The following is a 23819-nucleotide window of genomic DNA, read 5'->3' as shown; positions in this document are numbered from 1 at the left end:
TGCGCGGTCTGAAACGGGTCAATCTGGACGAGAAGCTGGCGATGTTTTCGTCGCACTGGGATCCGCATGTCGTGGCGCAGTATAATGGCAACGATGTGATGGTGGTGAAGTTTCAGGGCGACTTCCCGTTCCACCACCATGCCGATACGGATGATTTCTTCCTGATCCTGGAGGGCGAGGTGGTGCTGGACGGCGAGGGCGGCGACAGCGTGACGCTAGGTGTGGGAGACCTGTGTGTCGTGCCGAAGGGTATGGAACACCGGCCGCGCGCCGTGGCGGAGGCCAAGGTGCTGCTGATCGAGCCTGCGGGGGAGCCGAACACGGGCGATCCGGCAACGGCGGCGAAGAAGCCGCATATCTGAGCGCCTGCGGCGGGCGGGGGAAGGGGGCGCTGCCCCATCTTGAGCCTGCGGCTCAATTCACCCCCGGAGTATTTCTGGAAAGATGAAGAGGAACCCCATGCGACCCGGTAAGACGAATATGATCACGGATGTGCCGGGCCTGAGGGTTGGCAATGCCTCGGACCCCTTGGTGAAGACCGGGGTGTCGGTGCTGCTGGGGGACGGGCCGCTGACGGCGGGTGTGCATGTGATGGGCGGCGCGCCCGGCACGCGGGAGACCGATCTGCTGGCGCCGGACAAGCAGGTGCAGGAGGTGGATGCGCTGGTTCTGTCGGGGGGCTCTGCCTTTGGGCTGGACGCGGGCTCGGGGGTGGCGGACGGGCTGCGGGAGATGGGGCGCGGGCTGAATGCCGGGGGTATGATCGTGCCCATCGTGCCGGGGGCGATCATCTTTGACCTGCTGAACGGCGGCGACAAGGACTGGGCGGAGAACCCTTACAAGCGGCTGGGGCGTGAGGCGCTGGCCGCTGCCGGGACGGAATTTTCTATAGGGACCGAGGGCGCGGGCACCGGGGCGCTGACGGCGCAGCTGAAGGGCGGGCTGGGGTCTGCCTCGGTCGTGCTGCCCTCTGGCGTGACGGTGGGGGCGCTGGTAGCGGTCAATGCGATCGGGTCGGCCATCGTGGGGGACGGGCCGGAATTCTGGGCCGCGCCCTGGGAAGTTGGCGTCGAGTTCGGCGGGCGCGGCGTGGCGCGGGATTATCCCGATCCGCATGTGCCGGTGACCAAGATGGGCAAGCTGCAGAAGAACACGACCATCGGGATCGTGGCGACGGATGCCGCGCTGAGCCAGGCGCAGTGCACCCGGCTGGCGGTGGCCGCGCATGACGGCTTTGCTCGGGCGCTGGTGCCGTCACATACATTGATGGACGGCGATCTGATTTTTGCCGCCGCGACCGGGGCCCGGCCGATGGAGGCGCCGCTGACCGATGCGGTCCTGCTGGGCCATGTGGCGGCGATCTGTATGGCGCGGGCCATTGCGCGCGGCGTTTTTGCCGCGCAGTCGGTGGCGGGCGACCCCTTTCCCTGCTGGAAGTCACAATTCGGCTGAGCGCTGGCACTGGACAGAGGCCGCGCTAAGTGGTCCAACATCTGCGCAACCTGCGGCCCCTTTCTGCCGGGCCGCCTATTCAAGGAGGATGCCATGCTTGACCAGTCCACCGATCTGAAATCCCTTCTCAAGGACCCTTCGCTGTTTGTCGAGGCCGCGTATCTCGCCGGGGAGTGGGTGCAGGGCGACGAGGGCACCTTCGACGTGACGAACCCGGCGCGGGGCGATGTGATTGCCAAGGTTGCCGATCTGAGCCGCGCGCAGATCGCCACGGCCATCGACAAGGCCTATGAGGCGCAGAAGGATTGGGCCAGCTGGACCGGCAAGGAACGCGCCGCTGTCCTGCGCAAATGGTTCGATCTGATGATGGAGCATCAGGACGACCTGGGTACGATCCTGACCGCCGAACAGGGCAAGCCGCTGGCCGAGGCAAAGGGGGAGATTGCCTATGGCGCGTCTTTCATCGAATTCTTCGCGGAAGAGGCCAAGCGGGTGTACGGCGAAACGATCCCCGGCCATCAGCGCGACAAGCGGATCATGGTGCTGAAGCAGCCCATCGGGGTGGCGGCGTCGATCACGCCGTGGAACTTTCCCAATGCGATGATCACCCGGAAAGCCGCGCCGGCGCTGGCGGCGGGCTGTTCCTTTGTCGGCCGTCCGGCGAAGGAGACGCCATTGTCTGCCCTCGTGATGGGCGTGCTGGCGGAGCGTGCGGGGATCCCCAAGGGGGTGTTTTCGATCGTGACCTCCTCGCGGTCGTCCGATGCGGGCAAGGAGTTCTGCGAGAATCCGAAGGTGCGGAAACTGACCTTCACCGGCTCGACCGAGGTGGGGCGCATCCTGCTGAAGCAGGCCGCCGATCAGGTGATGAAATGCTCCATGGAGCTGGGTGGCAATGCGCCCTTCATCGTGTTCGACGATGCCGATCTGGATGCGGCCGTTGAGGGCGCGATCATGTGCAAGTTCCGCAACAACGGCCAGACCTGTGTCTGCGCCAACCGGATCTACGTGCAGGCCGGGGTCTATGACGCCTTTGCCGAGAAGCTGAAGGCGAAGGTAGAGAAGATGAAGGTCGGCGACGGGCTGGAGGCCGGGACGGACCTCGGGCCGCTGATCAACTCCGACGCCATCACCAAGGTGCAGGAGCATCTGGCGGATGCGACTTCCAAGGGTGCCTCCGTCATTCTGGGCGACGGCAAGCCGTTGCAGGGAGCGGGGAATTTCCTGCCGCCGACCATCGTGACCGGGATGACGCAGGAGATGCAGGTGGCCACGGATGAGACCTTCGGACCGCTTGCCCCACTCTTCAAGTTCGAGGATGTGGATGATGTGATCGCCATGGCCAATGACACGATCTTTGGCCTGGCGTCGTATTTCTACGCCAAGGATCTGAGCCGGGTCTACAAGGTGGCCGAGGCGCTGGAATACGGCATCGTCGGTGTGAACACCGGGATCATCTCGACCGAGGTGGCGCCGTTTGGCGGGGTCAAGCAATCCGGGCTGGGTCGCGAGGGCTCTCACCACGGGATCGAAGATTACCTCGAGATGAAATATGTCTGCATGAGCGTGTGACGTGCAATGCGGCGGGTTCGCCCTGCCGCCCCCAAAAGCCTGATGCGGGCCTGCGGGCCCGTGTCGCCACGGCGCGACCCGCCCCGCGCGCCGGATGCGCGAAAACCCATATACAGACGCTGCCGATTGCGTTAGAGGGGCGCTTTCCCCCGGCCCGGCCGGCGAGGGTGCGTGGCACCCGGGGCCCCATGCAGATCGGTTTCCAGATGATCCAGACCCTTTCCGATGCGCTTGCCGAGCGCGGTTATGACACGCTCACCCCCGTTCAGGAGGCCGTGACGAACCCCGAATTGCAGCATGTCGATCTGCTGGTCTCGGCCCAGACCGGGTCGGGCAAGACGGTGGGCTTTGGCCTGGCCATCGCGGAGACGCTGCTGGAAGGGGCGGAGATTTTCGGGCCTGCCGCAGCCCCGCTGGCGCTGATCGTGGCGCCGACGCGGGAGCTGGCGTTTCAGGTCATGCGGGAGCTGCAGTGGCTCTATTCCAAGGCGGGCGCGCGTGTCTCCTCCTGCGTCGGCGGGATGGACATGCGCGACGAGCGGCGCGCGCTGGAGCGCGGGGCGCATATCGTCGTCGGCACGCCCGGGCGTCTGACCGACCATATCCGGCGCGGATCGCTCGACCTGACCGCGATCCGGGCCGTGGTGCTGGACGAGGCGGATGAGATGCTGGACCTCGGCTTCCGCGAGGATCTGGAGTTCATGCTGGGCGAGGCGCCGGAGGACCGGCGGACGCTGCTCTTCTCCGCCACTGTGCCGCCGATGATCGTGACGCTGGCGCAGCAGTATCAGCGCGATGCCGTGCGGGTCACGACGATTTCGGACAAGGGGCAGCATGCCGATATCTCCTATCAGGCGCTGAGGGTGGCACAGCAGGATGCGGAGAATGCGATCATCAATGTGCTGCGATATCACGAGGCGCAGAATGCCATCGTCTTTGCCAATACCCGCGCGACGGTGAACCGGCTGACGGCGCGGTTTTCCAACCGGGGATTCTCGGTTGTCTGCCTGTCGGGCGAGCTGAGCCAGACGGAGCGGAGCCATGCGCTGCAAGCGATGCGCGACGGGCGGGCGCGGGTCTGCGTCGCGACCGATGTGGCGGCGCGCGGGATCGACCTGCCGAACCTGGAACTGGTGATCCATGCCGAACTGCCGACCAATTCGGAGACTTTGCTGCACCGGTCCGGACGGACGGGGCGCGCGGGGCGCAAGGGTGTCTCGGCGCTGATCGTGCCGCCGAAATCGGTGAAGAAGGCCGAGCGGCTGTTGAAATTCGCCAAGGTTGCGGCGGAATGGACCACGGCGCCCGAGGCTGAGGAGATTCTGGCGCGGGATGAGGAGCGTCTGCTGGGCGATCCGTCCTGGCAGGAGCCCCTGTCGGAGGCGGAGACGGAATTTGCCGCGCGCCTGCTGGCGGAACAGTCGCCGGAGGCGGTGGCCGCGGCCTTCCTGCGGCTCTTCCGGGCCGGGCATTCGGCGCCGGAGGATCTGTCTGATCCCGATACGCGGCCGGAACGGGCCGAGCGGAAAGAGCGGGCGCCGTTCGGGCCGAGCCGCTGGTTTTCGCTGTCGGTCGGGCGCAATGACCGGGCGGAGGCACGCTGGCTGCTGCCGTTGCTGCTGCGCCACGGGAATATGGAGAAGGCCGCGATCGGGGCGATCCGCGTGCGCGATGACGAGACCTTTGTCGAAATCGCCGAGCCGGCGGTGGAGAGCTTTGTCGCCTCGCTGGGCGATGGCGGCGTGATTGAGGATGGCGTCGCTGCCAAGCTGCTGGACGGGGAGCCGGACCTTGGCCGCCCCTCCGGCCCGCCGCGTGACCGGGGCGAGCGTCGTGGCCCGCCTGCGGATCGTGGTCCCGGGCGGGAGCGCGGCCCCAAGCGGGAGCCGCGTCCGGCCCCTGCCCCAAGGGCCCCGCGCGAAGAGCCGTCAGCGATGGCGGACCGGGATTCCTCCCCTGCCCCGGCTGCTGCGGCCCGTCCGCCGCACGAAGAGCGCTCCGAGCGGCGGGTCTGGTCGGATCCGAAGCCGAAACGTGAGGACCGGCCCGAGGGCGACCGTGGCCCGCGCAAACCGGCGGGCGAGCGGAACAAGCCGGCCTGGAAAGGCGACCGGAAGGAAGACGGTCCGCGCGGCCGTGGTCCGGCGGGAAAACCCGGTGGAAAGCCGGGCGGCAAGCCGTGGAAATCTTCCGGCGAGGGTGCGGGCGGCGACCGCCCGGCCCGCGATGGTGGCAAGCCCTACAAGGGTGGTAAGGGTCCCGGGAAGCCGGGCGGCGGCAAGCCGGAGGGGTTCAAGGGTAAATCCGAAGGTTTCAGGGGAAAGCCGGACGGATTTAAGGGTAAGGGCAAGCCGGGTGGCTCTGCGGGCGGGCCAAAGAAGGCGGGCGGGCCTGCGAGGGCCGCCGCCACTGACACGTCGAAACGGTTTACGCCGCCGGGCAAGCCAGTGAAAGCGGGGCCGGGCGGCAAGAAGGCCGGGGGCATGCAGCCGCCCAAGCGGCGCAAGCCCTAAGGCGGACGGAGCGAGGGGGCGCTGCCCCCTCGCACTCCCCCGGAGTATTTTTGGAAAGATGAAGGGGCGGGCCGGTTTTTTGGTTGGCCGGGGCGGGCTCAGAATTGAGCCGGTTTACGGGCAGGTGCGGGGGGTGTCCGGGTGCGTCAGGTTACCCTGACTGCCCCCGGTGACAGGTGCTGCTTTCGCAGTTGAAACGCGGGGCGCGGCCGGCGGAGCGGCGTGTCAGTGCGCTTCGGCCCAGTTCTTTCCCTGACCGGCATCGACGACCAGCGGCACGTCGATCTGCACGGCGGGGGCGGCGGCGGTTTCCATGACCTTCCGGGCGGCGGCGGTGACCTCGTCTACTGCGCCTTCCTCGACCTCGAAGACCAGTTCGTCATGGACCTGCAGCAGCATCTTGGCGGGCAGGCCTTCGATGGCGGCGGGCATGCGGATCATGGCACGGCGGATAATATCGGCGGCCGTGCCCTGAATGGGCGCGTTGATGGCGGCGCGCTTGGCAAAGCCGGCGCGGGGGCCTTTGGCGTCGATCTCGGGCGTATGGATGCGGCGGCCGAAGAGGGTCTGGACATAGCCGTGTTCCTTGCCGAAGGCCGTGGTCGCATCCATGTAGTCGCGGATGCCGGGGAAGCGTTCGAAATAGCGGTCGATGAAGCCCTGCGCCTCGGCCCGCGGGATGCGCAGGTTGCGGGCGAGGCCGAAGCCCGAGATGCCGTAAATGACGCCGAAGTTGATGGCCTTGGCCTGGCGGCGGACCTCTGGCGTCATCTCCTCCATCGGGACATTGAACATTTCCGACGCGGTGGCGGCGTGAATGTCCTGACCTTCGTCGAAGGCCTGTTTGAGGGCCGGGATATCGGCGATATGGGCGAGAATGCGCAGCTCGATCTGGGAATAGTCGAGTGAGAGCAGCACCTTGCCTTCATCGGCGATAAACGCCTCCCGGATGCGGCGGCCCTCTTCGGAGCGGACGGGGATGTTCTGCAGGTTGGGATCGGTGGAGGCGAGGCGGCCGGTGTTGGCGCCGGTCTGGACATAGCTGGTGTGGACGCGGCCCGTCTCGGGGTTGATGTGGTCCTGCAGGGCGTCGGTATAGGTCGATTTCAGCTTGCTGAGCTGGCGCCAGTCGAGGATGCGCGCGGGCAGGTCATGTTCGGTCGCGAGGTCTTCGAGGATATCGGCACCGGTGGCATAGGCGCCGGTCTTGCCCTTCTTGCCGCCCTCCAGCCCCATCTTGTCAAAGAGGATCTCGCCCAGCTGTTTGGGGGAGCCGACGTTGAAGGTCTCGCCCGCCAGCTCGTGGATCTCCGCCTCCAGCGCGGCCATCTTCTGGGCAAAGGCATTGGACATGCGGGAGAGCGTGTCGCGGTCGACCTTGATGCCGTGCATCTCCATCTGCGCCAGCACCGGCGACAGGGGTCGTTCCAGCGTCTCGTAGACAGTCGTGACCTTTTTGACGTGCAGCTGCGGCTTCAGGGTCTGCCAGAGGCGCAGGGTGATGTCGGCATCCTCGGCCGCGTATTGCGTGGCCTTGTCGATGGAAACATGGTCGAAGGTGATCATCGATTTGCCGGAGCCCAGCAGGTCTTTGATCGGGATGGGCTGGTGGCCGAGGTAGCGGTCCGACAGCGTGTCCATGCCGTGGGTATGAAGCCCGGCGTTCAGCGCGTAGCTGAGCAGCATGGTGTCGTCGAAGGGGGCGACGGTGATCCCGTAGCGTTTCAGGATCTTGGCGTCGTATTTCATGTTCTGACCGATCTTGAGGATCGCGTCGTCCTCCAGCACCGGTTTCAGCATGTCGAGCGCCTGAGCCTCCGGCATCTGGCCTTCGACCAGCTCGTTGGAGGCGAAGAGCCCCTCGCCTTCGGTCGCCTTGTGGGTCAACGGGATGTAACAGGCGAGGCCCGGTTCCGTGGCGAGGCAAATACCGACGAGATCGGCCTTCATCTCGTCGAGCCCGGTGGTTTCCGTGTCGACGGCCACGTAGCCGCGTTCGCGGATGCGGGTGATCCAGGTCTGAAGCTGGTCGGCGGTGGTGACGGTTTCGTATCTGGACGGGTCGATGGCGGGCATTTCGACCGTTTCGGGGGCATCTTCGCCGCCCTTTGTGTTGACCTCCGGCAGGGCGGGGGCCTCCACCCCCATCTGATCGGCGATGCGTTTGGTGAGGGTGCGGAACTCCATCTCGTTGAGGAAGCCGAGCAGGGTGTCGGGGTCCGGATCCTTCACTTCGAGATCGTCGAGGGTGAAGTCGAGCGGGGTTTCGCAGTCGAGCTGGACGAGTTTCTTGGACAGCTCGATCTGTTCGCGGTTCTCGATCAGGGTTTCGCGGCGCTTGGGCTGCTTGATCTCTCCGGCGCGGTCGAGAAGGTCTTCCAGCGTGCCGTATTCGTTGATCAGAAGCGCGGCGGTCTTGATACCGATGCCGGGCGCGCCGGGGACATTGTCGACCGAGTCGCCCGCCAGCGCCTGCACGTCGACCACACGGTCGGGAAAGACGCCGAACTTCTCGAAGACGCCGTCGCGGTCGATGCGGAGGTTCTTCATCGCGTCCAGCATCTCCACCCCGTCGCCGACGAGCTGCATCAGGTCCTTGTCCGAGGAGATGATGGTAACCCGGCCCCCCGCGTCACGGGCCTGACAGGACAGGGTCGCGATGATGTCGTCGGCCTCATAGCCCTCCAGCTCCTTGCAGGCGATGTTGAAGGCGATTGTGGCCTGCCGGGTCAACGGGATCTGGGGGCGCAGGTCTTCGGGCATCGCCTCCCTGTTGGCCTTGTAGAGGTCGTACATGTCATTGCGGAAGGTATGGCTGCCCTTGTCGAAGATCACGGCGACGTGGGTCGGCGCATCGGGGCCTGTGTTCTTTGAGATCTGTGACCAAAGCATGTTGCAGAACAAACTTACCGCGCCGGTTGGCAACCCATCGGACCGCGAATTGTATTTGGCATCTCTATTCACGGCTTGGAAATAGGCGCGGAAGATGAAGGCCGATCCGTCGATCAGGTGCAGGTGGCAGCCCTTGCCGAACTGTTGGGTCATCTTGGCCTCCGATGTCGTGGTCCCGGAGGTTCTGCCATGTTCGGGGACGGCCCGCCACCCGGAGTTTGCGGATCAGCCCCGGCGCAGGGTCATGGCCAGCGCCAGCGCCATGAGCGGCGGCAGCAGGGCGAGGACCGACAGGGCCAGCAACGTGCCCCCTGCCCCGTAGCCCGCCATCAGCGCCCCCGCGATCCAGGGACCGGAGGCGGAGGCGATCTGCGACATGGGGGCCAGCCGGCCCATGATCCGGGGATAGTCGCCGGGCCCGAAGATCGCCAGCGGCAGGGCGCCGCGCGCGATGGACCAGAGCCCGTTGCCCATGCCGAAGGCCACGATGGCCATGGCAAAGTTCATCCCGGCGCCAAGCGCCCAGATGCCCGCGGCGACCAGCGCCGTGCAGGCGGCCATGGTCCAGACCGGATGATGACGGCCCCGGCCCGCCATTTCCAGCAGGCGGGCGCCGACCTGCGCCGGGCCCATCAGCGTGCCGATGCCGACCGCGACGGCCATGGTCGCGCCCTGCGAGACGAGGATCGGGATCAGGGTCGTGGTCAGGATGGTGGCAATGGTGGCGAGCAGCGCGCCGGAGAGGCCGATGATCCAGAACCGCGGGTCGGTATAGAGGCCCGGCGGGCGCGCGCCAGCGTCGGGTTTGGCGATGTCGAAGGGGGTTTCAGCGCGCGGGATCCCCAGCAGGCAGAGCGGCAGGGTCACAATGAGATGCGTCGCGGCATAGACCAGCAGGGCGCCACGCCAGCCGAGCGCCTCGACCAGCAGGGCAGAGACGGGCCAGCAGACGGTGCTGGCAAAGCCGCCGAAAAGGGTCAGCAGGGTGATGGCGCTGCGTGCGCCGCTGCCATAGAGGCGCCCGAGTGCGGAGAAGGCCGCATCATAAAGCCCTGCAGCCATGCCCAGCCCGGTGACAGCCCAGGCCAGCAGGTAGACCCAGATATTGGGGGCCAGCGCCATCAGCGTCAGCCCGGCGGCCAGCGCCAGCATGCCCGCCGCCAGAACCCGACGGCCGCCGTGACGCTGGATCAATGTGCCGACCTTTGGCGAACAGAGGCCGGAGATCAGCAGGCCAAGAGAGAAGCCAGCGGATATCCAGGGCATAGGCCAGCCGGTCTGTTCCGCCATAGGGCCGAAGAAGACCCCGGCGAGGTAGAAGCTGCTGCCCCAGGACAGGATCATGACGATGCCGAGGACGGTGACGGTCCGGGCACGCTGGCCTCCGGCGGGGGACAGGTCGGGCGTGTCGGGCGGCATGTCGGCGGGGAGCGGCATCGGGGAAACTCTCAGGCGTCCCCGATGCCTAGCGCGAAATCGCGCCGGGGGAAACGGGCCGCGCGGGGCGGCCCGTCCGGAGGGTTATTCCAGCACCGGCGCCGCCATCTGGGGCGCATTGGCGGGCATCGCCGGGGCCTTGAGCAGCAGCGCCGCCAGCCCCACGACGACATAGGCCGTGAGGTTGTAGAGCATGGCCGTCGACAGGGCATCGACAAAGGCGGCATGTTGCTCCACCCCCGCAGCCTGGGCTGTGCCCAGCGTGGCAAAGAAGATCTGGGAGACAACCGCGATGCCAAGCGCGCCGCCCGCCTGCTGGATCGACTGCAGCGCGCCGGACCCGGCGCCCGCATCCTTGACCGGCACCCCGGCGAGGATGGTCTGGAACAGCGGCGCGATGGAGAGCGCGAGGCCAACACCCGCCATGAAGAGACACGGCATGAGCGTGGTCGTGTCGATCTCTGTCCCGGTGCCCAGCACGATGCTGCGCATCCAGAACATGCCGAGAAAGAGCAGGGCCAGCCCCGTGACGATGCGCTGTTTCAGCCAGCGCGCGCCAAGCCGGCCCGAGGCGATGGAGCCGATCAGCACGCCCAGCGGGAAGGGCACGGTGGCCAGGCCCGACTGCTGCGGATTGAGCCCGTAGCCCAGCTGCAGGAAGAGCGCGAGCACGAGGAAGACCGCCGGAAGGGCCGAGAAATAGATCATCGACATGCCGCTGCCGAGGGCAAAGTTCCAGGCCCGCATCAGGCTGGTCGGGATCACCTGCGGGCGGCCCAGACGTTCCTGCCGCGCCTCCCACAGGACAAAGCCGACGAACAGCGGGACGGAGGCGGCCATCATGACAAAGCACCAGACGGGCCAGCCCAGCATGCGCCCCTCGACCAGCGGAAAGACTAGCGCCAGCAGCGACAGGGCGACGATGCCAATCCCGGTCCAGTCGTTGCGCAGGCTTCGGTTGCCGGGCAGGTCGGGCAGCAGGCGGGCCGCAGCGATCAGGGCAAAAAGCCCGATCGGCAGGTTGATGAGGAAGATCGGACGCCAGCCCAGACCCCAGAGATCGGCCTGGATCAGCGTTCCGCCCAGAACCGGGCCGGTGACCGATGCAAGGCCCGCCGTCAGACCAAAAAGCGAGAAGGCCCCGGCCCGCTGACCGGGCGCAAAAAGGGTCTGCGCAATGGCCATGACCTGCGGCATCATCACCGCCCCGGCTGCACCCTGGAGCAGCCGCGCCGCGACCAGCGCGTCGATATTGGGCGCGACGCCGCAGAGGACGGAGGCGAGCGTGAAACCCGCGACGCCGATCAGGAAAAGGCGCTTGCGCCCGACAATATCGCCGTAGCGCCCCATGGGCAGCAGGCCCACGGCAAAGACAAGGATATAGCCCGCCACGACCCATTCGATCTGGCTTTCTGTGGCGCCCAGCCCGTGCTGGAGCGAGGGCAGCGCGACGTTGACGATGGTCACGTCGATCAGGTTCATGAATTGCGCGATCAGGATCGTCAGGAAGGCCGCCCAGCGGGTGCGGTTCGTGATCGTCTCATGGATGGGCAGGTCGTCCGGGACGGAATTTGCGGTCGTGTCAGTCATTCGGGGAGTCCTTCGATAAGCGGGTCGGGGTCCGTCGCGTAACTGCGCAGGATCTCGGCGGCATGCTGGCGGAAGTTGAGGTGAGATTGCTCGGGCGAGCCGAGGGCAACCAGAGACATGATAAAGGTGCGCGCCGCGGCGGGCGGATCGATATTGGCCCGCAGAGACCCATCTTCCCGGCCTTTGGTCATGAGCGTTTCAATGACCGTCAGCCAGTGCTGTTTCAGCGGCAGGATATGGCGCGCAATGGCCGGATCGTTGGGCGCGCGGCGTGACAGGGACGCCATGACGGGATGGATGTCGGGTCTGGACAGCCGGATTGACCGGAAATCCCGCATTTCCTGCAACAACCCTTCGGCGGCCGTCATGTCGTCACGGGGAGCCTGATCGTATTGCGCCCTGAAATCCTCGACGATGGAGGCGGCGATGACCGCGATCAGCCCCTCTTTGCCGCCAACGTGGTAGTCCAGCGTTGCAACGTTAATACCTGCACGCTCTGCCACATCGCGCATACGCAGGCCTTCGAACCCTTTTTCCGCAATCTCGGCACGGGCGGCCTCTGCCACTTCGCGACGGCGGCGAATTGCGGTGGGGCTGTCGGTAGTTGTCGACGACGTCATGGCGGGATCCGGTGAGTCCTAAATTTTTCCATCAAACGTTTGATTGAAAAATGCGACGCCCGCAAGCCGGCCTTCCCTCACAAATGGAAAAGGCGGCTTTTCACCTAAGAAAAGCCGCCCGAAGAACGTCCGATACTATGTAGGGTCAGGCGGTGCCTTCAAAGCCCTTCAGCACGTATTTCGCATCGCAATAGCCACATTCGACAAAGCCGGTCTCCTCCGGGATGGTCAGCCAGACGCGGGGATGGCCAAGCGCGCCTTCTCCACCATCGCAACACACCTTGCGGGTCTCGACGATTTTTGTTTCCGGGGCATCAAGTGCCATGAGCCACATCCTTTCGCAATCGGCCATGCTGGGCCGCAATATGGTCGAAAGGCGCGGGGCGGGCAAGTCCCAGGCCGGTCCTGCCAGCAGCTTTCAGGCGCGCCGCGCCCGGGCCTGAAAGCAATTGTTCCGGGCTGAGCGGATATCAACGAAATCTACATCTTCTCGTTCGAAAATGGCGGCGATGGCCGGGGCCAGTTCTGTCGATGGCGCGATGCGGCCCGTGCCATAGGCGATCCGTTCGGTGCCGAAATAGCCCTTGATCAGGTAATCGGGGGACGTCTGAAGGATTGGCGGGATTTCGTCATCCCCGCCGCTCCAGGCGTCGCAGTCGTCGGCACAGAGGAAGATCGGGCCGGTTTCCGCATAGGGCTGCGGGTCGGCGAATGGACGCAGGGCTAGAATCAGCATGCCGGCGCCTTCGGGGATATCCTGCAGGCAATGTCGGCAGGGGTTCGCCTTGCCATCGCTGATCGCATGTTCCGGTTTCTGCCCGTAGGCGTCGGTCCCGCCCTTGCGGAGGGCGGTTACCATGTCCGTCGGCAGGGGATGGATGTGAAAGGTCATCTGACAGCTCCTTCAATGTACGTATCGCCACAGTGCCGAGGCGCTGTCCCTGCGGCGATCCGAATGCTGCGCAATTGCGCCCGCTTGTCCTCGGACCTTGCAGCCGTCGGCACGATCGTCCCTAATCGCGGGAAGGCGAGGCGGGAGGCAGCATGCTCGACGGTATCCGAATTATTGAGATCGAGGGGATCGGCCCGGGCCCGTTTGCGGCGATGACTCTGGCCGATCTGGGAGCAGAGGTCATCGTGATCCACCGGCCTTCTACACCAGCTGCGCGCCGGGACCAGCCGGCCAATCCGCTGGACCGGGGGAAACGGTCAATCCTGCTCGATCTCAAGGATCCCGCCGATCTGGAGGTAGCGAAAAAGCTTATCGCCTCGGCCCACGGGCTGATCGAGGGGATGCGGCCGGGCGTGATGGAGCGGCTGGGTCTTGGCCCCGATGATGTGCGGGGGCTGAACCCCAGACTTGTTTATGGACGGATGACCGGCTGGGGGCAGGACGGGCCGCGGGCGACGCAGGCCGGGCACGATCTGAACTACATCGGCCTGTCGGGCGCGCTGTGGTATTCGGGGCTTCCGGGGACGCCGCCGATGTCGCCCGCGACGCTGGTGGGCGATATCGGTGGCGGCGCGTTGTACCTTGTCATCGGTATGCTGGCCGCGCTGATCCGCGCGCGGGACACCGGCGTGGGGTCCGTGGTCGATGCTGCGATCGTCGATGGCTCGGCGCATATGATGAACCTGCTGATGTCCATGGCCTCGGTCGGTGGCACCGTGACGGCCCGGGGCCAGAGCCGCCTCGACGGGCCGCACTGGTCGCGCAGTTACCGATGTGCCGATGACGCCTATATCGCGGTTCAGGCGCTGGAGCCGAAGTTCTACGCAATTTTCCTTGACCGGCTGGGCCTGTCCGAAGACCCCGAATTTATGAGACAGAATGACAAGCCCCTGTGGCCACGGCTCGCGCGGCGGCTGGAAGAGATATTTGCAGGCCAGCCGCGGCGGCACTGGGACGATCTTTTTGACGGGCTGGACGCCTGTGTCGCCCCGGTTCTGCCCCCGCGCGACAGCAAACGGGACCCGCATATGGCGGCCCGCGAGGTCTGGTTCGGTCAGGGAGACGTGCTGCAGGCCGCCGCCGCGCCCCGGTTCGATGGCAAAAAACCGGGGCCGCCGAAGGAGGCGCCAGAGCGCGGCGCCCATAGCGATGCAATTCGGAAAGAGCTGGAGCTGTGATAGGGGTGGCGCCGGCGTGCACCCGGCGGTCCAGGTCGGCCTTGGGCGCTAAAAAGGTGCGATGCCGTGACGTCTGACCGGTCTCCCGTGGTCCTGCTGGGCCTGCTGCTTCTGGCGGGCATGACGGCGGCCGCGCAATTTGCCAAAATCTCGGTAATTTTTCCGGAAATTCGGGCGATCTACCCGGGGGCCGGGCCGGGCGTCGGTTTCCTTCTGTCGGTCATTTCGCTGACCGGGGTGGCCACGGGACTGGTCGCGGGGATGCTGGTGGCACAGATCGGGTTCCGGCGTGTCGTGATCCGGGCGCTGTTGCTGGGTGCGGTGATCTCGACCCTGCAGTCGGCCTTTCCGCCCCTGCCGGTCATGTTGGTCACACGGGTGATCGAGGGGCTCAGCCATATCGCGCTTGTCGTTGCCCTGCCGACGCTGATTGCTCAGCTGGCTACGCCCCGGCACCGGCCCTTTGTGATGACCCTCTGGGGAAGCTATTTTGGCGTGACCTACGCGCTGATGGCCTGGGCGGGCGTGACGCTTGCCGACAGGTTCGGGCCCGCGTCGCTGTTCCTTGTTCATGCGGCCCTGATGGCGGGGCTGGCAGGTGCCCTTGCGATCGCTCTGCCGCGCGGCACCATCACGATCACCCCGCGCCCGCTGCCGTCGTTCAGAGAGGTCCTGGCCTCACATCCCCGGATCTACGGCTCTGCCTGGATCGCGGCGCCTGCACTTGGATGGTTCTTTTACACGCTGACCTTCGTGGCGCTTCTGACCGTGCTGCCACCATATCTGCCGGATGCGACACGGAATGCGCTGTCCTTCTGGATGCCGCTGGCAGGGATCATCGTCTCCGTGACACTGGGGGCCCGGCTTTTGCGGCATATCCCGGCGGTCCGGATCGTGCTGCTGGGGCTGGCCCTGGCGGTGCTGTCTGTGCTGGGTATGGCGATCTGGCCCGGAGCCTTTGTGCCGGCGATCGCCCTGTTCGGCTCTCTAGGGCTGGTACAGGGGGCGAGTTTTGTCGCCATTCCGCAGCTGAACCCCCTGCCCGAAGATCAGGCGCTGGCCAATGGCGCGCTGGCCCAGATGGGCAATCTGGGCAATCTGCTAGGGACGCCGGTCCTGCTGGCGATGACGGCGCCACTGGGCTATTCCGGCGCGCTTCTGTTTGCTGTTCTGGCCTATGCCGGCTGCGCAGCCGTGCATCTTCTGTCGGCGCTGCGACGACGTCGATGAGGGGCTTGCTCCTACACATTCAATATTCTATATATGTCTTTGCCCCGATTCATTGCAGGTTGCCTCCATGCCCGAATTCCGATCCTTGCGCCGCTACCTGCCAATCCTCGACTGGTCGCGCGGGTATGATCGAAACACGCTGACATCGGATCTGATGGCAGCGGTGATTGTGACCGTCATGCTGATCCCGCAGTCGCTGGCCTATGCGCTTCTGGCGGGGCTTCCGCCCGAGATGGGGCTTTATGCATCGATCCTGCCGCTTGTCGCTTATGCGATTTTCGGCACATCGCGGGCGCTGGCCGTCGGGCCGGTGGCCGTGGTGTCGCTGATGACCGCCGCGGCCGCGGGCAATATCGCGGCACAGGGATCGGCGGAGTATATCGTCGCGGCCATCACCCTGGCCTTCCTCTCCGGGCTGATGCTGCTGGCGCTTGGCGTGTTCCGGCTGGGTTTTCTGGCGAATTTCCTGTCGCATCCCGTGATTGCCGGGTTTATAACCGCATCTGGTATCCTGATCGCGACCTCGCAGCTGAAACATATTCTCGGCGTCAGTGCCTCCGGGCATAATCTGATCGAGATGGGCGAAAGCCTGATTGCGCATCTGGGCGAGGTGAATGTGATCACACTGGTGATCGGCGTCACGGCAACCGCGTTCCTGTTCTGGGTCCGAAAAGGGTTCAAACCGCTTTTGCTGAAGGCCGGACTGCCGCCGCGCCTGGCGGACCTGCTGGCCAAGGCCGGACCGGTCATGGCCGTGGCTGTATCAATCCTGGCCGTGGCGATTTTCGGGCTGGACCAGAAAGGTGTTCGCATCGTGGGCGATGTGCCTATGGGGCTGCCGCCGCTGACAGCGCCGTCCTTCTCCCCGTCGCTCTGGGGGCAGCTGTTCCTGTCGGCGCTGCTGATCTCCATCATCGGGTTTGTCGAGTCGGTCTCGGTCGCGCAGACGCTGGCCGCAAAGAAACGCCAGCGGATCAAGCCGGATCAGGAGCTGATCGGTCTGGGTGCCTCGAATATCGCGGCGGCTTTGACCGGCGGTTATCCGGTGACGGGCGGTTTTGCCCGGTCGGTGGTGAATTTCGACGCAGGTGCAGAGACGCCGGCGGCCGGTGCCTTTACCGCTGTTGGGATCCTGGTGGCGGCAATGCTGCTGACACCGCTTCTGTACCTGCTGCCCAATGCCGTGCTGGCGGCGACGATCATCGTGGCGGTGCTGAGCCTTGTCGATTTCTCTCTGCTCAGACGGGCCTGGACCTATAATAAGGTCGATTTCGCGGCCGTTTCCGCGACGATCCTGCTGACGCTTCTGCTGGGCGTGGAGGTTGGCGTGTCAGCCGGTGTGGGCCTGTCGATCCTGCTGTTTCTTTACAAGACCTCGCGCCCGCATGTGGCTGAGGTCGGGCTGGTGCCGGGCACCCAGCATTTCCGCAATATCAACCGTCACAACGTCACGACCGATGCCTCGCTGCTGACCATGCGGATCGACGAGAGCCTGTACTTTGCCAATGCGGCCTTCCTGCAGGACCTGATCTACGACCGGGTCGTCTGCGAGCAGCCGATCAAGAACGTGGTGCTGATGTGTTCCGCCGTGAATGAGATCGACCTGTCCGCGCTGGAGACGCTGGAAGCGATCAACACGCGGCTGGGGGAGATGGGCATCACCCTGCATCTGAGCGAGGTGAAGGGCCCGGTGATGGACCGGCTGAAGCGGTCGCATTTCCTGCAGGAGATGACAGGCCGTGTCTTCCTGTCGCAATATGACGCCTGGGCGGAGCTGACAGGCGAAGGCACCGGCGGGCGCCGCGCGGCGGAGTGAGCGGCGCGCGTTGACGAAGAGGCCGGCCCCGCCTATCTGCGGGGCATGAGCTGGCAGGGCATCATAGAGGGCGAGGCACAGAGATGGGGCGCAGAGGGCGCGGCCCATGTGTTGCATGTCGGCGCCGCCGGAGTGCCGGTGGACCGCGTGCCGGGGCCGCTGCTGCCGGAGGTATTGCAGCAGGGTGGTGGCGCAGTGCATCTGCCGCCGCTGGGCCCCCTGCCTGCCCCCGAACGGCTGGCGCTGATCGGATTTCACCAGATGAACCCGAACTGGGACGGGGTTGCGGTGGTCGTGACCGACCGCGCGACGCTCTGGGTGACGCTTTCTGCCGATGAGGTGATCCATATCCAGGGCAGTGCCACGCCCGCGCTGATCGGGGCCCTCGGGTTGCCGGAGGCAGGGGAGGGATTCGGCCCGGCGCTCGACCGGCCGGAACGGCTGCCCTTGCTGTTGCATGATGCTGCGAACGGGACGGAACAAGCCGCGCTGCTGATCGGCGCGGATATCGGGGCAACCCGGACGATCTGGCTGGGCCAGCAGGCGGTGCTGATCGCCGAGGGGGCGCTGGCCAAGGGCTATGGCCACGGGCTGAGCGCCGCCCATGTGCCGGTGACACTGACCCGACAGACCGCGCTGAGAGAGGCCGGTTTCGCCGCGCTGGCAGCGAAACACCTGCCCTCAGCCTGACCCGGCGGCGCGCTTGCCAAGGTGCCGGACCCGTGCAACGCTGCCGCCGGAAGCACCCGGGAGGACATCATGCAGAGCAAGCTCGAACAGATGAGCGCACAGCTGCCGCAGATGGTGGAGCCGCGCAATCCCGGCATGGCGCTGGACCTCGACTGGGTCATGTCGGCGCAGGCCAATACATCCGCCATCGAACGCCGCTGTGCGACCCTGCCGGGGCGGCGGTCGGTCAAGAAGGACGACCAGGCGGCCTGGCTGCTGCGGGCGATCACGCTGATCGACCTGACGACCCTGTCGGGCGACGATACCGAAGAGCGCGTGCGGCGGCTCTGCGCCAAGGCGCGGCAGCCGGTCCGGGCGGATATTCTGGAAAAGCTGGGTGTGAGCGGGATCACCACCGGGGCCGTCTGCGTCTATCACGAGATGGTGCCGGCGGCCGTGGCGGCGCTGAAAGGGTCGGGCATTCCGGTCGCGGCGGTGTCCACCGGGTTTCCGGCGGGGCTGTCGCCCTTTCACCTGCGGGTGGCAGAGATCGGGGAGAGCGTGAAAGCGGGCGCGGAGGAGATCGATATCGTGATCTCCCGCCGCCATGTGCTGTCGGGCGACTGGCAGGCGCTGTATGACGAGATGCGCGAATTCCGCGCCGCCTGTGGCGAGGCCCATGTGAAGGCGATCCTTGCGACCGGGGAGCTGGGGACCCTGCGCAATGTCGCGCGCGCCTCTCTCGTCTGCATGATGGCGGGGGCGGATTTCATCAAGACCTCCACCGGCAAGGAGGGGGTGAATGCCACCCTGCCCGTGTCGCTGGTTATGATCCGCGCGATCCGGGACTATTACGACCGGACCGGGTTCCGGGTGGGCTACAAGCCGGCGGGCGGGATTTCCAAGGCCAAAGATGCGCTGGTCTACCTGTCGCTGCTGAAAGAGGAGCTGGGGGATCGGTGGCTGAGGCCGGACCTGTTCCGGTTCGGCGCGTCGTCGCTTCTGGGCGATATAGAGCGGCAGCTGGAACACCATGTGACCGGCGCCTATTCGGCGGCGTGGCGCCATGCGGCGGGCTGAAGGCCGTTTGAGTTTTTCTGGAAAGATGAAGGGGATTTCGGGATGGGCGTGAAGGAGATCTTCGAGACCATGGACTATGGCCCTGCCCCAGAGGCGGCGGGCGAGGCGCTGGCCTGGATCGTGGATCAGGGCAGCCGGTTCGGTCAGTTCATCGACGGCAAGTTCACCGCGACCGGAGAGACCTTTGAGAGCCGGAATCCGGCGACGGGGGAGGTGCTGGCGCATATTTCGCAGGCGACGGCCAAGGAGGTCGATGCGGCGATGGCGGCGGCGCGGCGGGCGCAGCCGAAATGGGCCAAGCTGGGCGGGCACGGGCGGGCGCGGGTGCTTTATGCGCTGGCGCGGATGATGCAGAAACATGCGCGGCTGCTGGCCGTGCTGGAGACGATGGACAATGGCAAGCCGATCCGGGAGAGCCGTGATATCGACCTGCCGCTGGTGGCGCGGCATTTCTACTACCACGCGGGGCTGGCGCAGCTGATGGAGGCGGAGGCGCCGGGGATGGAGCCTCTGGGCGTCTGCGGTCAGGTGATCCCGTGGAACTTTCCGCTGCTGATGCTGGCGTGGAAAGTGGCGCCGGCGCTTGCGGCGGGGAATACGGTGGTGCTGAAACCGGCGGAATATACCTCTCTGACGGCCCTGTGTTTTGCTGACATCTGCCGTCAGGCCGGGGTGCCGAAGGGCGTGGTCAACATCGTCACCGGCGATGGTGCCGTGGGTGAGATGATCGTGACCCATGAGGAGGTGGACAAGGTGGCCTTCACCGGCTCCACCGAGGTGGGGCGCAAGATCCGGGTGGCAACCGCCGGACAGGGCAAGGCGCTGACTTTGGAGCTGGGGGGCAAGGGGCCCTATGTGGTCTTTGACGATGCCGATCTGGATTCTGCTGTCGAGGGGCTGGTCGATGCGATCTGGTTCAACCAGGGGCAGGTCTGCTGTGCCGGGTCGCGCCTGCTGGTGCAGGAGGGCGTGGCCGAGCGGTTCCATGCCAAGCTGCGGGCCCGGATGGACAAGCTGCGGGTCGGCGATCCGCTGGACAAATGCATTGATGTGGGCGCCGTGGTGGACCCCGTGCAGCTGGAGACGATCCGGAGCATGGTCGCGGGGTCGGGCGGGGAGATATACCGGGCCGCCTGTGACGTTCCAGAGGGATGCTACTACCCGCCGACGCTGATCACCGGGCTCGCGCCATCGGACCGGCTGATGCAGGAGGAGATCTTCGGGCCTGTCCTCGTCTCCTGCAGCTTCCGGACGCCGGAGGAGGCGGTGGCGCTGGCGAATAACACGCGCTATGGGCTGGCGGCCTCGGTCTGGACTGAAAATGTGAACCTCGCTCTGGGCATCGCGCCAAAGCTGGTCGCGGGCGTGGTCTGGATCAACGGGACCAATATGTTCGACGCGGCGGCCGGGTTCGGCGGTGTGCGGGAGAGCGGCTTTGGCCGCGAGGGCGGCTGGGAAGGGCTGTCGGCCTATCTGCGCCCGGTGCGGAAGCTCAAGCCCGTCAAGCCGGTGCTGCCGGTCGCGGGCGATATGGATCTGCCCGGCGACGGGGCGCTGGACCGGACGGCAAAGCTCTACATCGGGGGCAAACAGGCGCGGCCCGATGGCGGCTATTCCAAGATGATCTATGCCAAGTCCGGCACGCCGCTGGGCCATGTCGGTATCGGCAGCCGCAAGGATATCCGCAATGCGGTGGAGGCGGCGCAGGGCGCAAAGGGCTGGTCGGGCACAACCGGGCATCTCAGGGCCCAGATCCTTTATTACATCGCGGAGAACCTCGAGGCGCGCGAGGCTGAGTTCGCCGCCCGGATCGATGCGATGTGCGGCGGCAAGGGGGGCGCCACGGAGGTGGAGACCGCTGTGAAGCGGCTTTTCACCTATGCGGCCTGGGCCGATAAATACGCGGGCGATCTGCGGTCCGTGCCGATCCGGGGCATGGCGCTGGCGGTGCGCGAACCGGTCGGCGTGATCGGGGCGATCTGTCCGGATGAGGCACCGCTCTTGGGGCTGGTGTCGGTCATGGGACCGGCGATTGCCATGGGCAACCGGGTGGTGCTGGTGCCGTCGGAGGCCTATCCGCTGACGGCCACGGATTTCTACCAGGTGCTGGATACATCCGACGTGCCCGGCGGGGTGGTCAATATCGTGACCGGCAGCCATGCGGAGCTGGGCGGAACGCTGGCCGCGCATCTGGATGTGGAGGCGGTCTGGTGCTTTTCCTCCACCGATCTGTCAGAGGAGATCGAAGCGGCGAGCGCTGGCAATCTCAAACGCGTCTGGGTCAATAACGGCATGGCGCGGGACTGGGCCGGGAAGGATGGCGAGGGCCGGACCTTTCTGGATCAGGCGACAGAGGTAAAGACTGTCTGGGTGCCTTACGGCGAATAATCCGCCCCGCCTCACCGCCATGCAGGGCGGTGCGGCGGCAGCGTGACGAGATCGCGGACGCGCTGAGCTTACATGTCGATCTTCATGACTTCGGCCACTTCGACCGAGCCTCCGCCCGTCACCATCGGATTGCCTTTGGCCATTTCGCAGGCCTCCTCCATCGTGTCCGCCTCGACAATCGAATAGCCAAAGGCGGCATTTTCGACCCGGTCCAGCACACCGTCCTTGGTCACGGATTTGGAGATTCCGACCGGTTCGCCCGGATCAACCAGTTTGGGTCCAAGACCTTCCATCCAGCGGCCCCAGGCCGCCATGGCCTCCGCCGCCTGTTCGGGATCGGGGCGCATGGGCTGATCGGCATGATATACATAGAGAAATCTGGGCATAACGTTTCCTTTGCCTGGTTAAAAACGGGGCCCCGGCCAGATGTTCGGGCGACGCGTTGAGCGTGAATCTATTCCTGTAACGACGCATTCGGTTCGAGGAAAAAGTCGAGCTTGCGCAGGGTCGACACCCAGCCGCGGCTGTGGCTTTGCGCGGCATCCACGCCGGAGAGGTTGCGATGTATCAGCCTGAGCCGGGCGCCGGCTGCGGTTTCCAGAACGGCAAAGGTAACGTGGCTTTCCTCGCCACGGCGTCCCGACGGATCATGCCAGGCCCAGGTGAAGGCGAGGGAGCCCTTGCCTGCCTCGGGCGGTGTAACCTGCGTGACCTGACCTGAGACATGAAAGCGGTCGCCGCTTTCCTTGCCAACCATGACGCAGAACCAGGGGCCGGTGCGCCGGAAGTCCATATCGCAGTCATCGATATAGGTGCCTTCGGGGCCCAGCCACTGGATCAGCTGGACGGGCTCTGTCACGGCGCGCCACAGGCGTGTCAGAGTGACGGGATAATCGCGGATGAACTCGACATCCGCCGTTTCAGACAGGGTCATATGTCATCTCCTTCCGGGTCGAGCGCGAGCAGCTGGTCGAAGCGGTCGAGGCTCTGTTGCCAGAACTGGCTGTGATCCATCGTCCAGCGATGGACCTGTTGCAGGGCGTCGGGCCGGACCGAATAATACCGATGGGTCCCCTGAATACGCTGTTCGATGACCCCGGCCGTGCGCAGGACCTTCAGATGACGGGACACCGCAGGGGCGGATATTTCCGTGCTCTCGGCCAGTGCTCCGGCGGGCAATTCGCCCTGAGACAGGAGCTTCTCGACAAGCGACAGACGTGTCGCGTCGGAGAGGGCGGAAAATATGGTGCTCAGTCTGTTCATACCGACAGGCTGAGCCGATTCTTTATTTTACTCAAATGTTAATTAACAAATTGAAGAATTTAAGGTCAGATCTGGAATTCCGCGCGGCTGTAGCCCTGAAGGTAAAGCAGCGCAGTCAGATCCCCATGATTGATGCGAATGTCGCATTCCGCCGCCACGGAGGGCTTGGCATGCAGCGCCACCCCTGCCCCGGCCCGGCCCAGCATGCCAAGGTCATTGGCACCGTCGCCGACCGCGATGACATCGGCCTCGGCTATGCCAAGCTTTGCGGTGATTTCTTCCAGCGCCTGCACCTTGGCGTCGCGCCCGAGGATCGGGCGGCCGACCTCTCCGGTCAGTTTTCCATCTGCGGCCAGAAGGGTATTGGCGCGGTTTTCGTCAAAGCCGAGACGAGCGGCGATCATGCCGGTGAAGGCGGTAAAGCCACCCGAGACAAGTGCACAATAGGCTCCATGCGCCTTCATGGTGGCCAGCAGTTCGGGTCCGCCGGGCATCAGTGTGATACGCGTTTCGATGACCTCGGCGATCACGGATTCGGGCAGGTCACGAAGGAGGCTGACACGTTCGGTCAGCGCCCCTTCGAAGTCGAGCTCGCCATTCATGGCGCGGGCTGTGATCTCTTTGACACGGGCGCCGACACCGGCAACTTCGGCCAGCTCGTCGATGCATTCCTGCCGGATCATGGTGCTGTCCATATCCGCCAGAAGCATCTTCTTGCGACGGTTTTCGGCAGGCAGGATGTTGAGGTCGATGCCCTTGGTCTGAAAATCCTGCCAGCGGGCGCGGAGGTCGTTCGGCACCTGGTCCAGGCTGAATTCGGCGGCCTGACCGGGCGCCAGCCAGATCACATCGCGGCCACCCCAAGCTTTGCGCAGCGCCTCCGGGGCGGAGGGGTCAAGCATGGTGGGTTTGGCGGTGAGGCTGACGATCTGCATGGGCGCTCCGTGGCTGAGTCGGGGCCTGCATACTGGGGTCTGCGCCGCTGGGCCAGAGGGGACGGGGGCGCTGCCCCCGGGCGCGATGCGCCTCCCCCGGGATATTTCGGGACCAAAGAAGCGGGGGCGGGGGGATGCAGTCGGTTATGAGGCAAATTGGAATCAAATCCGACAGGCCAAAGCTCAAATACGACATCTGCGCTGTTGCGTGCGTCCGGAAAGGGGCTTATAC

General features: G+C 65.5%; 20 protein-coding genes. 10 read left to right on the top strand and 10 right to left on the bottom strand.

The features are described 5' to 3' along the window. Positions 1 to 8 precede the first annotated feature (8 nt). From ACRARG_RS13870 to ACRARG_RS13855, 4 genes are all read left to right on the top strand, one after another. Positions 9 to 362, top strand: a complete 354-nt coding sequence (locus ACRARG_RS13870) for a cupin domain-containing protein (protein ID WP_432691371.1) — start codon at positions 9 to 11, stop codon at positions 360 to 362. 97 nt (positions 363 to 459) lie between these two features. After that, positions 460 to 1452, top strand: coding sequence for a P1 family peptidase (locus ACRARG_RS13865; RefSeq protein WP_432690603.1), 993 nt, complete (start codon positions 460 to 462; stop codon positions 1450 to 1452). A 93-nt stretch (positions 1453 to 1545) separates the two neighbouring features. Then, positions 1546 to 3024, top strand: a complete 1479-nt coding sequence (locus tag ACRARG_RS13860) for an NAD-dependent succinate-semialdehyde dehydrogenase (RefSeq protein ID WP_432690602.1) — start codon at positions 1546 to 1548, stop codon at positions 3022 to 3024. 206 nt (positions 3025 to 3230) lie between these two features. Beyond that, positions 3231 to 5537: a DEAD/DEAH box helicase gene (locus ACRARG_RS13855; RefSeq protein ID WP_432690601.1), complete on the top strand. Its 2307-nt coding sequence runs from the start codon at positions 3231 to 3233 to the stop codon at positions 5535 to 5537. A gap of 225 nt (positions 5538 to 5762) precedes the next feature. Here the strand turns inward: ACRARG_RS13855 and polA are convergent, their stop codons facing one another. The 6 genes from polA to ACRARG_RS13825 form a co-directional block, all read right to left on the bottom strand. Then, positions 5763 to 8582, bottom strand: coding sequence for a DNA polymerase I (gene polA / locus ACRARG_RS13850; RefSeq protein ID WP_432690600.1), 2820 nt, complete (start codon positions 8580 to 8582; stop codon positions 5763 to 5765). Between the two features lie 72 nt (positions 8583 to 8654). Then, positions 8655 to 9866, bottom strand: coding sequence for an MFS transporter (locus ACRARG_RS13845; RefSeq protein WP_432690599.1), 1212 nt, complete (start codon positions 9864 to 9866; stop codon positions 8655 to 8657). Between the two features lie 84 nt (positions 9867 to 9950). Beyond that, positions 9951 to 11456 carry an MFS transporter gene (locus ACRARG_RS13840; protein WP_432690598.1) on the bottom strand — a complete coding sequence of 502 codons (1506 nt, stop codon included), beginning with the start codon at positions 11454 to 11456 and terminating at the stop codon, positions 9951 to 9953. Next, on the bottom strand, positions 11453 to 12076 hold the full coding sequence (locus tag ACRARG_RS13835) for a TetR/AcrR family transcriptional regulator (RefSeq protein ID WP_432690597.1): 624 nt from the start codon (positions 12074 to 12076) through the stop codon (positions 11453 to 11455). Before ACRARG_RS13835 ends, ACRARG_RS13840 begins: the two co-directional genes overlap by 4 nt. A 145-nt stretch (positions 12077 to 12221) precedes the next feature. After that, positions 12222 to 12401 carry a zinc-finger domain-containing protein gene (locus ACRARG_RS13830; protein ID WP_432690596.1) on the bottom strand — a complete coding sequence of 60 codons (180 nt, stop codon included), beginning with the start codon at positions 12399 to 12401 and terminating at the stop codon, positions 12222 to 12224. Between the two features lie 93 nt (positions 12402 to 12494). Further along, on the bottom strand, positions 12495 to 12968 hold the full coding sequence (locus tag ACRARG_RS13825) for a DUF1203 domain-containing protein (protein ID WP_432690595.1): 474 nt from the start codon (positions 12966 to 12968) through the stop codon (positions 12495 to 12497). A gap of 152 nt (positions 12969 to 13120) precedes the next feature. Between ACRARG_RS13825 and ACRARG_RS13820 the strand changes: the two genes are divergently transcribed. From ACRARG_RS13820 to ACRARG_RS13795, 6 genes are all read left to right on the top strand, one after another. Continuing rightward, positions 13121 to 14206, top strand: a complete 1086-nt coding sequence (locus tag ACRARG_RS13820) for a CaiB/BaiF CoA transferase family protein (protein WP_432690594.1) — start codon at positions 13121 to 13123, stop codon at positions 14204 to 14206. A 66-nt stretch (positions 14207 to 14272) separates the two neighbouring features. Then, on the top strand, positions 14273 to 15436 hold the full coding sequence (locus ACRARG_RS13815; RefSeq protein ID WP_432690593.1) for an MFS transporter: 1164 nt from the start codon (positions 14273 to 14275) through the stop codon (positions 15434 to 15436). A gap of 67 nt (positions 15437 to 15503) precedes the next feature. After that, entirely contained in the window at positions 15504 to 17252 is a 1749-nt protein-coding gene (locus ACRARG_RS13810; protein ID WP_432690592.1) for a SulP family inorganic anion transporter, read from the top strand. A gap of 45 nt (positions 17253 to 17297) precedes the next feature. Next, entirely contained in the window at positions 17298 to 17942 is a 645-nt protein-coding gene (locus ACRARG_RS13805; RefSeq protein ID WP_432690591.1) for a hypothetical protein, read from the top strand. 69 nt (positions 17943 to 18011) lie between these two features. Then, positions 18012 to 19001 (top strand): deoxyribose-phosphate aldolase, encoded by a 990-nt coding sequence (gene deoC / locus ACRARG_RS13800; protein WP_432690590.1) that lies wholly within the window; start codon positions 18012 to 18014, stop codon positions 18999 to 19001. A gap of 42 nt (positions 19002 to 19043) precedes the next feature. Beyond that, positions 19044 to 21389 (top strand): aldehyde dehydrogenase family protein, encoded by a 2346-nt coding sequence (locus tag ACRARG_RS13795; protein WP_432690589.1) that lies wholly within the window; start codon positions 19044 to 19046, stop codon positions 21387 to 21389. Between the two features lie 68 nt (positions 21390 to 21457). Here the strand turns inward: ACRARG_RS13795 and ACRARG_RS13790 are convergent, their stop codons facing one another. The 4 genes from ACRARG_RS13790 to serB all read right to left on the bottom strand — a co-directional run bounded on the left by ACRARG_RS13790 (position 21458) and on the right by serB (position 23587). After that, the gene (locus tag ACRARG_RS13790) at positions 21458 to 21775 is read right to left on the bottom strand and encodes a YciI family protein (RefSeq protein WP_432690588.1); all 318 of its coding nucleotides are present in this window, start codon (positions 21773 to 21775) and stop codon (positions 21458 to 21460) included. 68 nt (positions 21776 to 21843) lie between these two features. After that, entirely contained in the window at positions 21844 to 22323 is a 480-nt protein-coding gene (locus ACRARG_RS13785) for an SRPBCC family protein (protein ID WP_432690587.1), read from the bottom strand. After that, positions 22320 to 22652, bottom strand: a complete 333-nt coding sequence (locus ACRARG_RS13780) for an ArsR/SmtB family transcription factor (protein ID WP_432690586.1) — start codon at positions 22650 to 22652, stop codon at positions 22320 to 22322. The genes ACRARG_RS13785 and ACRARG_RS13780 overlap by 4 nt, the downstream gene beginning before the upstream one ends. Positions 22653 to 22717: 65 nt before the next feature. Beyond that, a complete protein-coding gene (gene serB, locus ACRARG_RS13775; protein ID WP_432690585.1) occupies positions 22718 to 23587 on the bottom strand; it encodes a phosphoserine phosphatase SerB in 870 nt (289 codons plus the stop codon). Positions 23588 to 23819 lie beyond the last annotated feature (232 nt).

The organism is Pseudooceanicola profundi, assembly GCF_050897955.1.
In the GTDB taxonomy this organism is placed as follows: domain Bacteria; phylum Pseudomonadota; class Alphaproteobacteria; order Rhodobacterales; family Rhodobacteraceae; genus Pseudooceanicola.
Note: the sequence above shows the minus strand (reverse complement) of the source record. Positions and strands in the feature narration are given on the sequence as shown.

Excerpts from the sequence above, each read along its gene's own strand:
- ACRARG_RS13865 (WP_432690603.1), top strand. The coding sequence starts at position 460 with ATGCGACCCGGTAAGACGAATATGATCACGGATGTGCCGGGCCTGAGG.
- ACRARG_RS13860 (WP_432690602.1), top strand. The coding sequence starts at position 1,546 with ATGCTTGACCAGTCCACCGATCTGAAATCCCTTCTCAAGGACCCTTCG.
- ACRARG_RS13855 (WP_432690601.1), top strand. The coding sequence starts at position 3,231 with ATGATCCAGACCCTTTCCGATGCGCTTGCCGAGCGCGGTTATGACACG.
- polA (WP_432690600.1), bottom strand. The coding sequence starts at position 8,582 with ATGACCCAACAGTTCGGCAAGGGCTGCCACCTGCACCTGATCGACGGA.
- ACRARG_RS13845 (WP_432690599.1), bottom strand. The coding sequence starts at position 9,866 with ATGCCGCTCCCCGCCGACATGCCGCCCGACACGCCCGACCTGTCCCCC.
- ACRARG_RS13840 (WP_432690598.1), bottom strand. The coding sequence starts at position 11,456 with ATGACTGACACGACCGCAAATTCCGTCCCGGACGACCTGCCCATCCAT.
- ACRARG_RS13835 (WP_432690597.1), bottom strand. The coding sequence starts at position 12,076 with ATGACGTCGTCGACAACTACCGACAGCCCCACCGCAATTCGCCGCCGT.
- ACRARG_RS13830 (WP_432690596.1), bottom strand. The coding sequence starts at position 12,401 with ATGGCACTTGATGCCCCGGAAACAAAAATCGTCGAGACCCGCAAGGTG.
- ACRARG_RS13825 (WP_432690595.1), bottom strand. The coding sequence starts at position 12,968 with ATGACCTTTCACATCCATCCCCTGCCGACGGACATGGTAACCGCCCTC.
- ACRARG_RS13820 (WP_432690594.1), top strand. The coding sequence starts at position 13,121 with ATGCTCGACGGTATCCGAATTATTGAGATCGAGGGGATCGGCCCGGGC.
- ACRARG_RS13810 (WP_432690592.1), top strand. The coding sequence starts at position 15,504 with ATGCCCGAATTCCGATCCTTGCGCCGCTACCTGCCAATCCTCGACTGG.
- ACRARG_RS13805 (WP_432690591.1), top strand. The coding sequence starts at position 17,298 with ATGAGCTGGCAGGGCATCATAGAGGGCGAGGCACAGAGATGGGGCGCA.
- deoC (WP_432690590.1), top strand. The coding sequence starts at position 18,012 with ATGCAGAGCAAGCTCGAACAGATGAGCGCACAGCTGCCGCAGATGGTG.
- ACRARG_RS13795 (WP_432690589.1), top strand. The coding sequence starts at position 19,044 with ATGGGCGTGAAGGAGATCTTCGAGACCATGGACTATGGCCCTGCCCCA.
- ACRARG_RS13790 (WP_432690588.1), bottom strand. The coding sequence starts at position 21,775 with ATGCCCAGATTTCTCTATGTATATCATGCCGATCAGCCCATGCGCCCC.
- ACRARG_RS13785 (WP_432690587.1), bottom strand. The coding sequence starts at position 22,323 with ATGACCCTGTCTGAAACGGCGGATGTCGAGTTCATCCGCGATTATCCC.
- ACRARG_RS13780 (WP_432690586.1), bottom strand. The coding sequence starts at position 22,652 with ATGAACAGACTGAGCACCATATTTTCCGCCCTCTCCGACGCGACACGT.
- serB (WP_432690585.1), bottom strand. The coding sequence starts at position 23,587 with ATGCAGATCGTCAGCCTCACCGCCAAACCCACCATGCTTGACCCCTCC.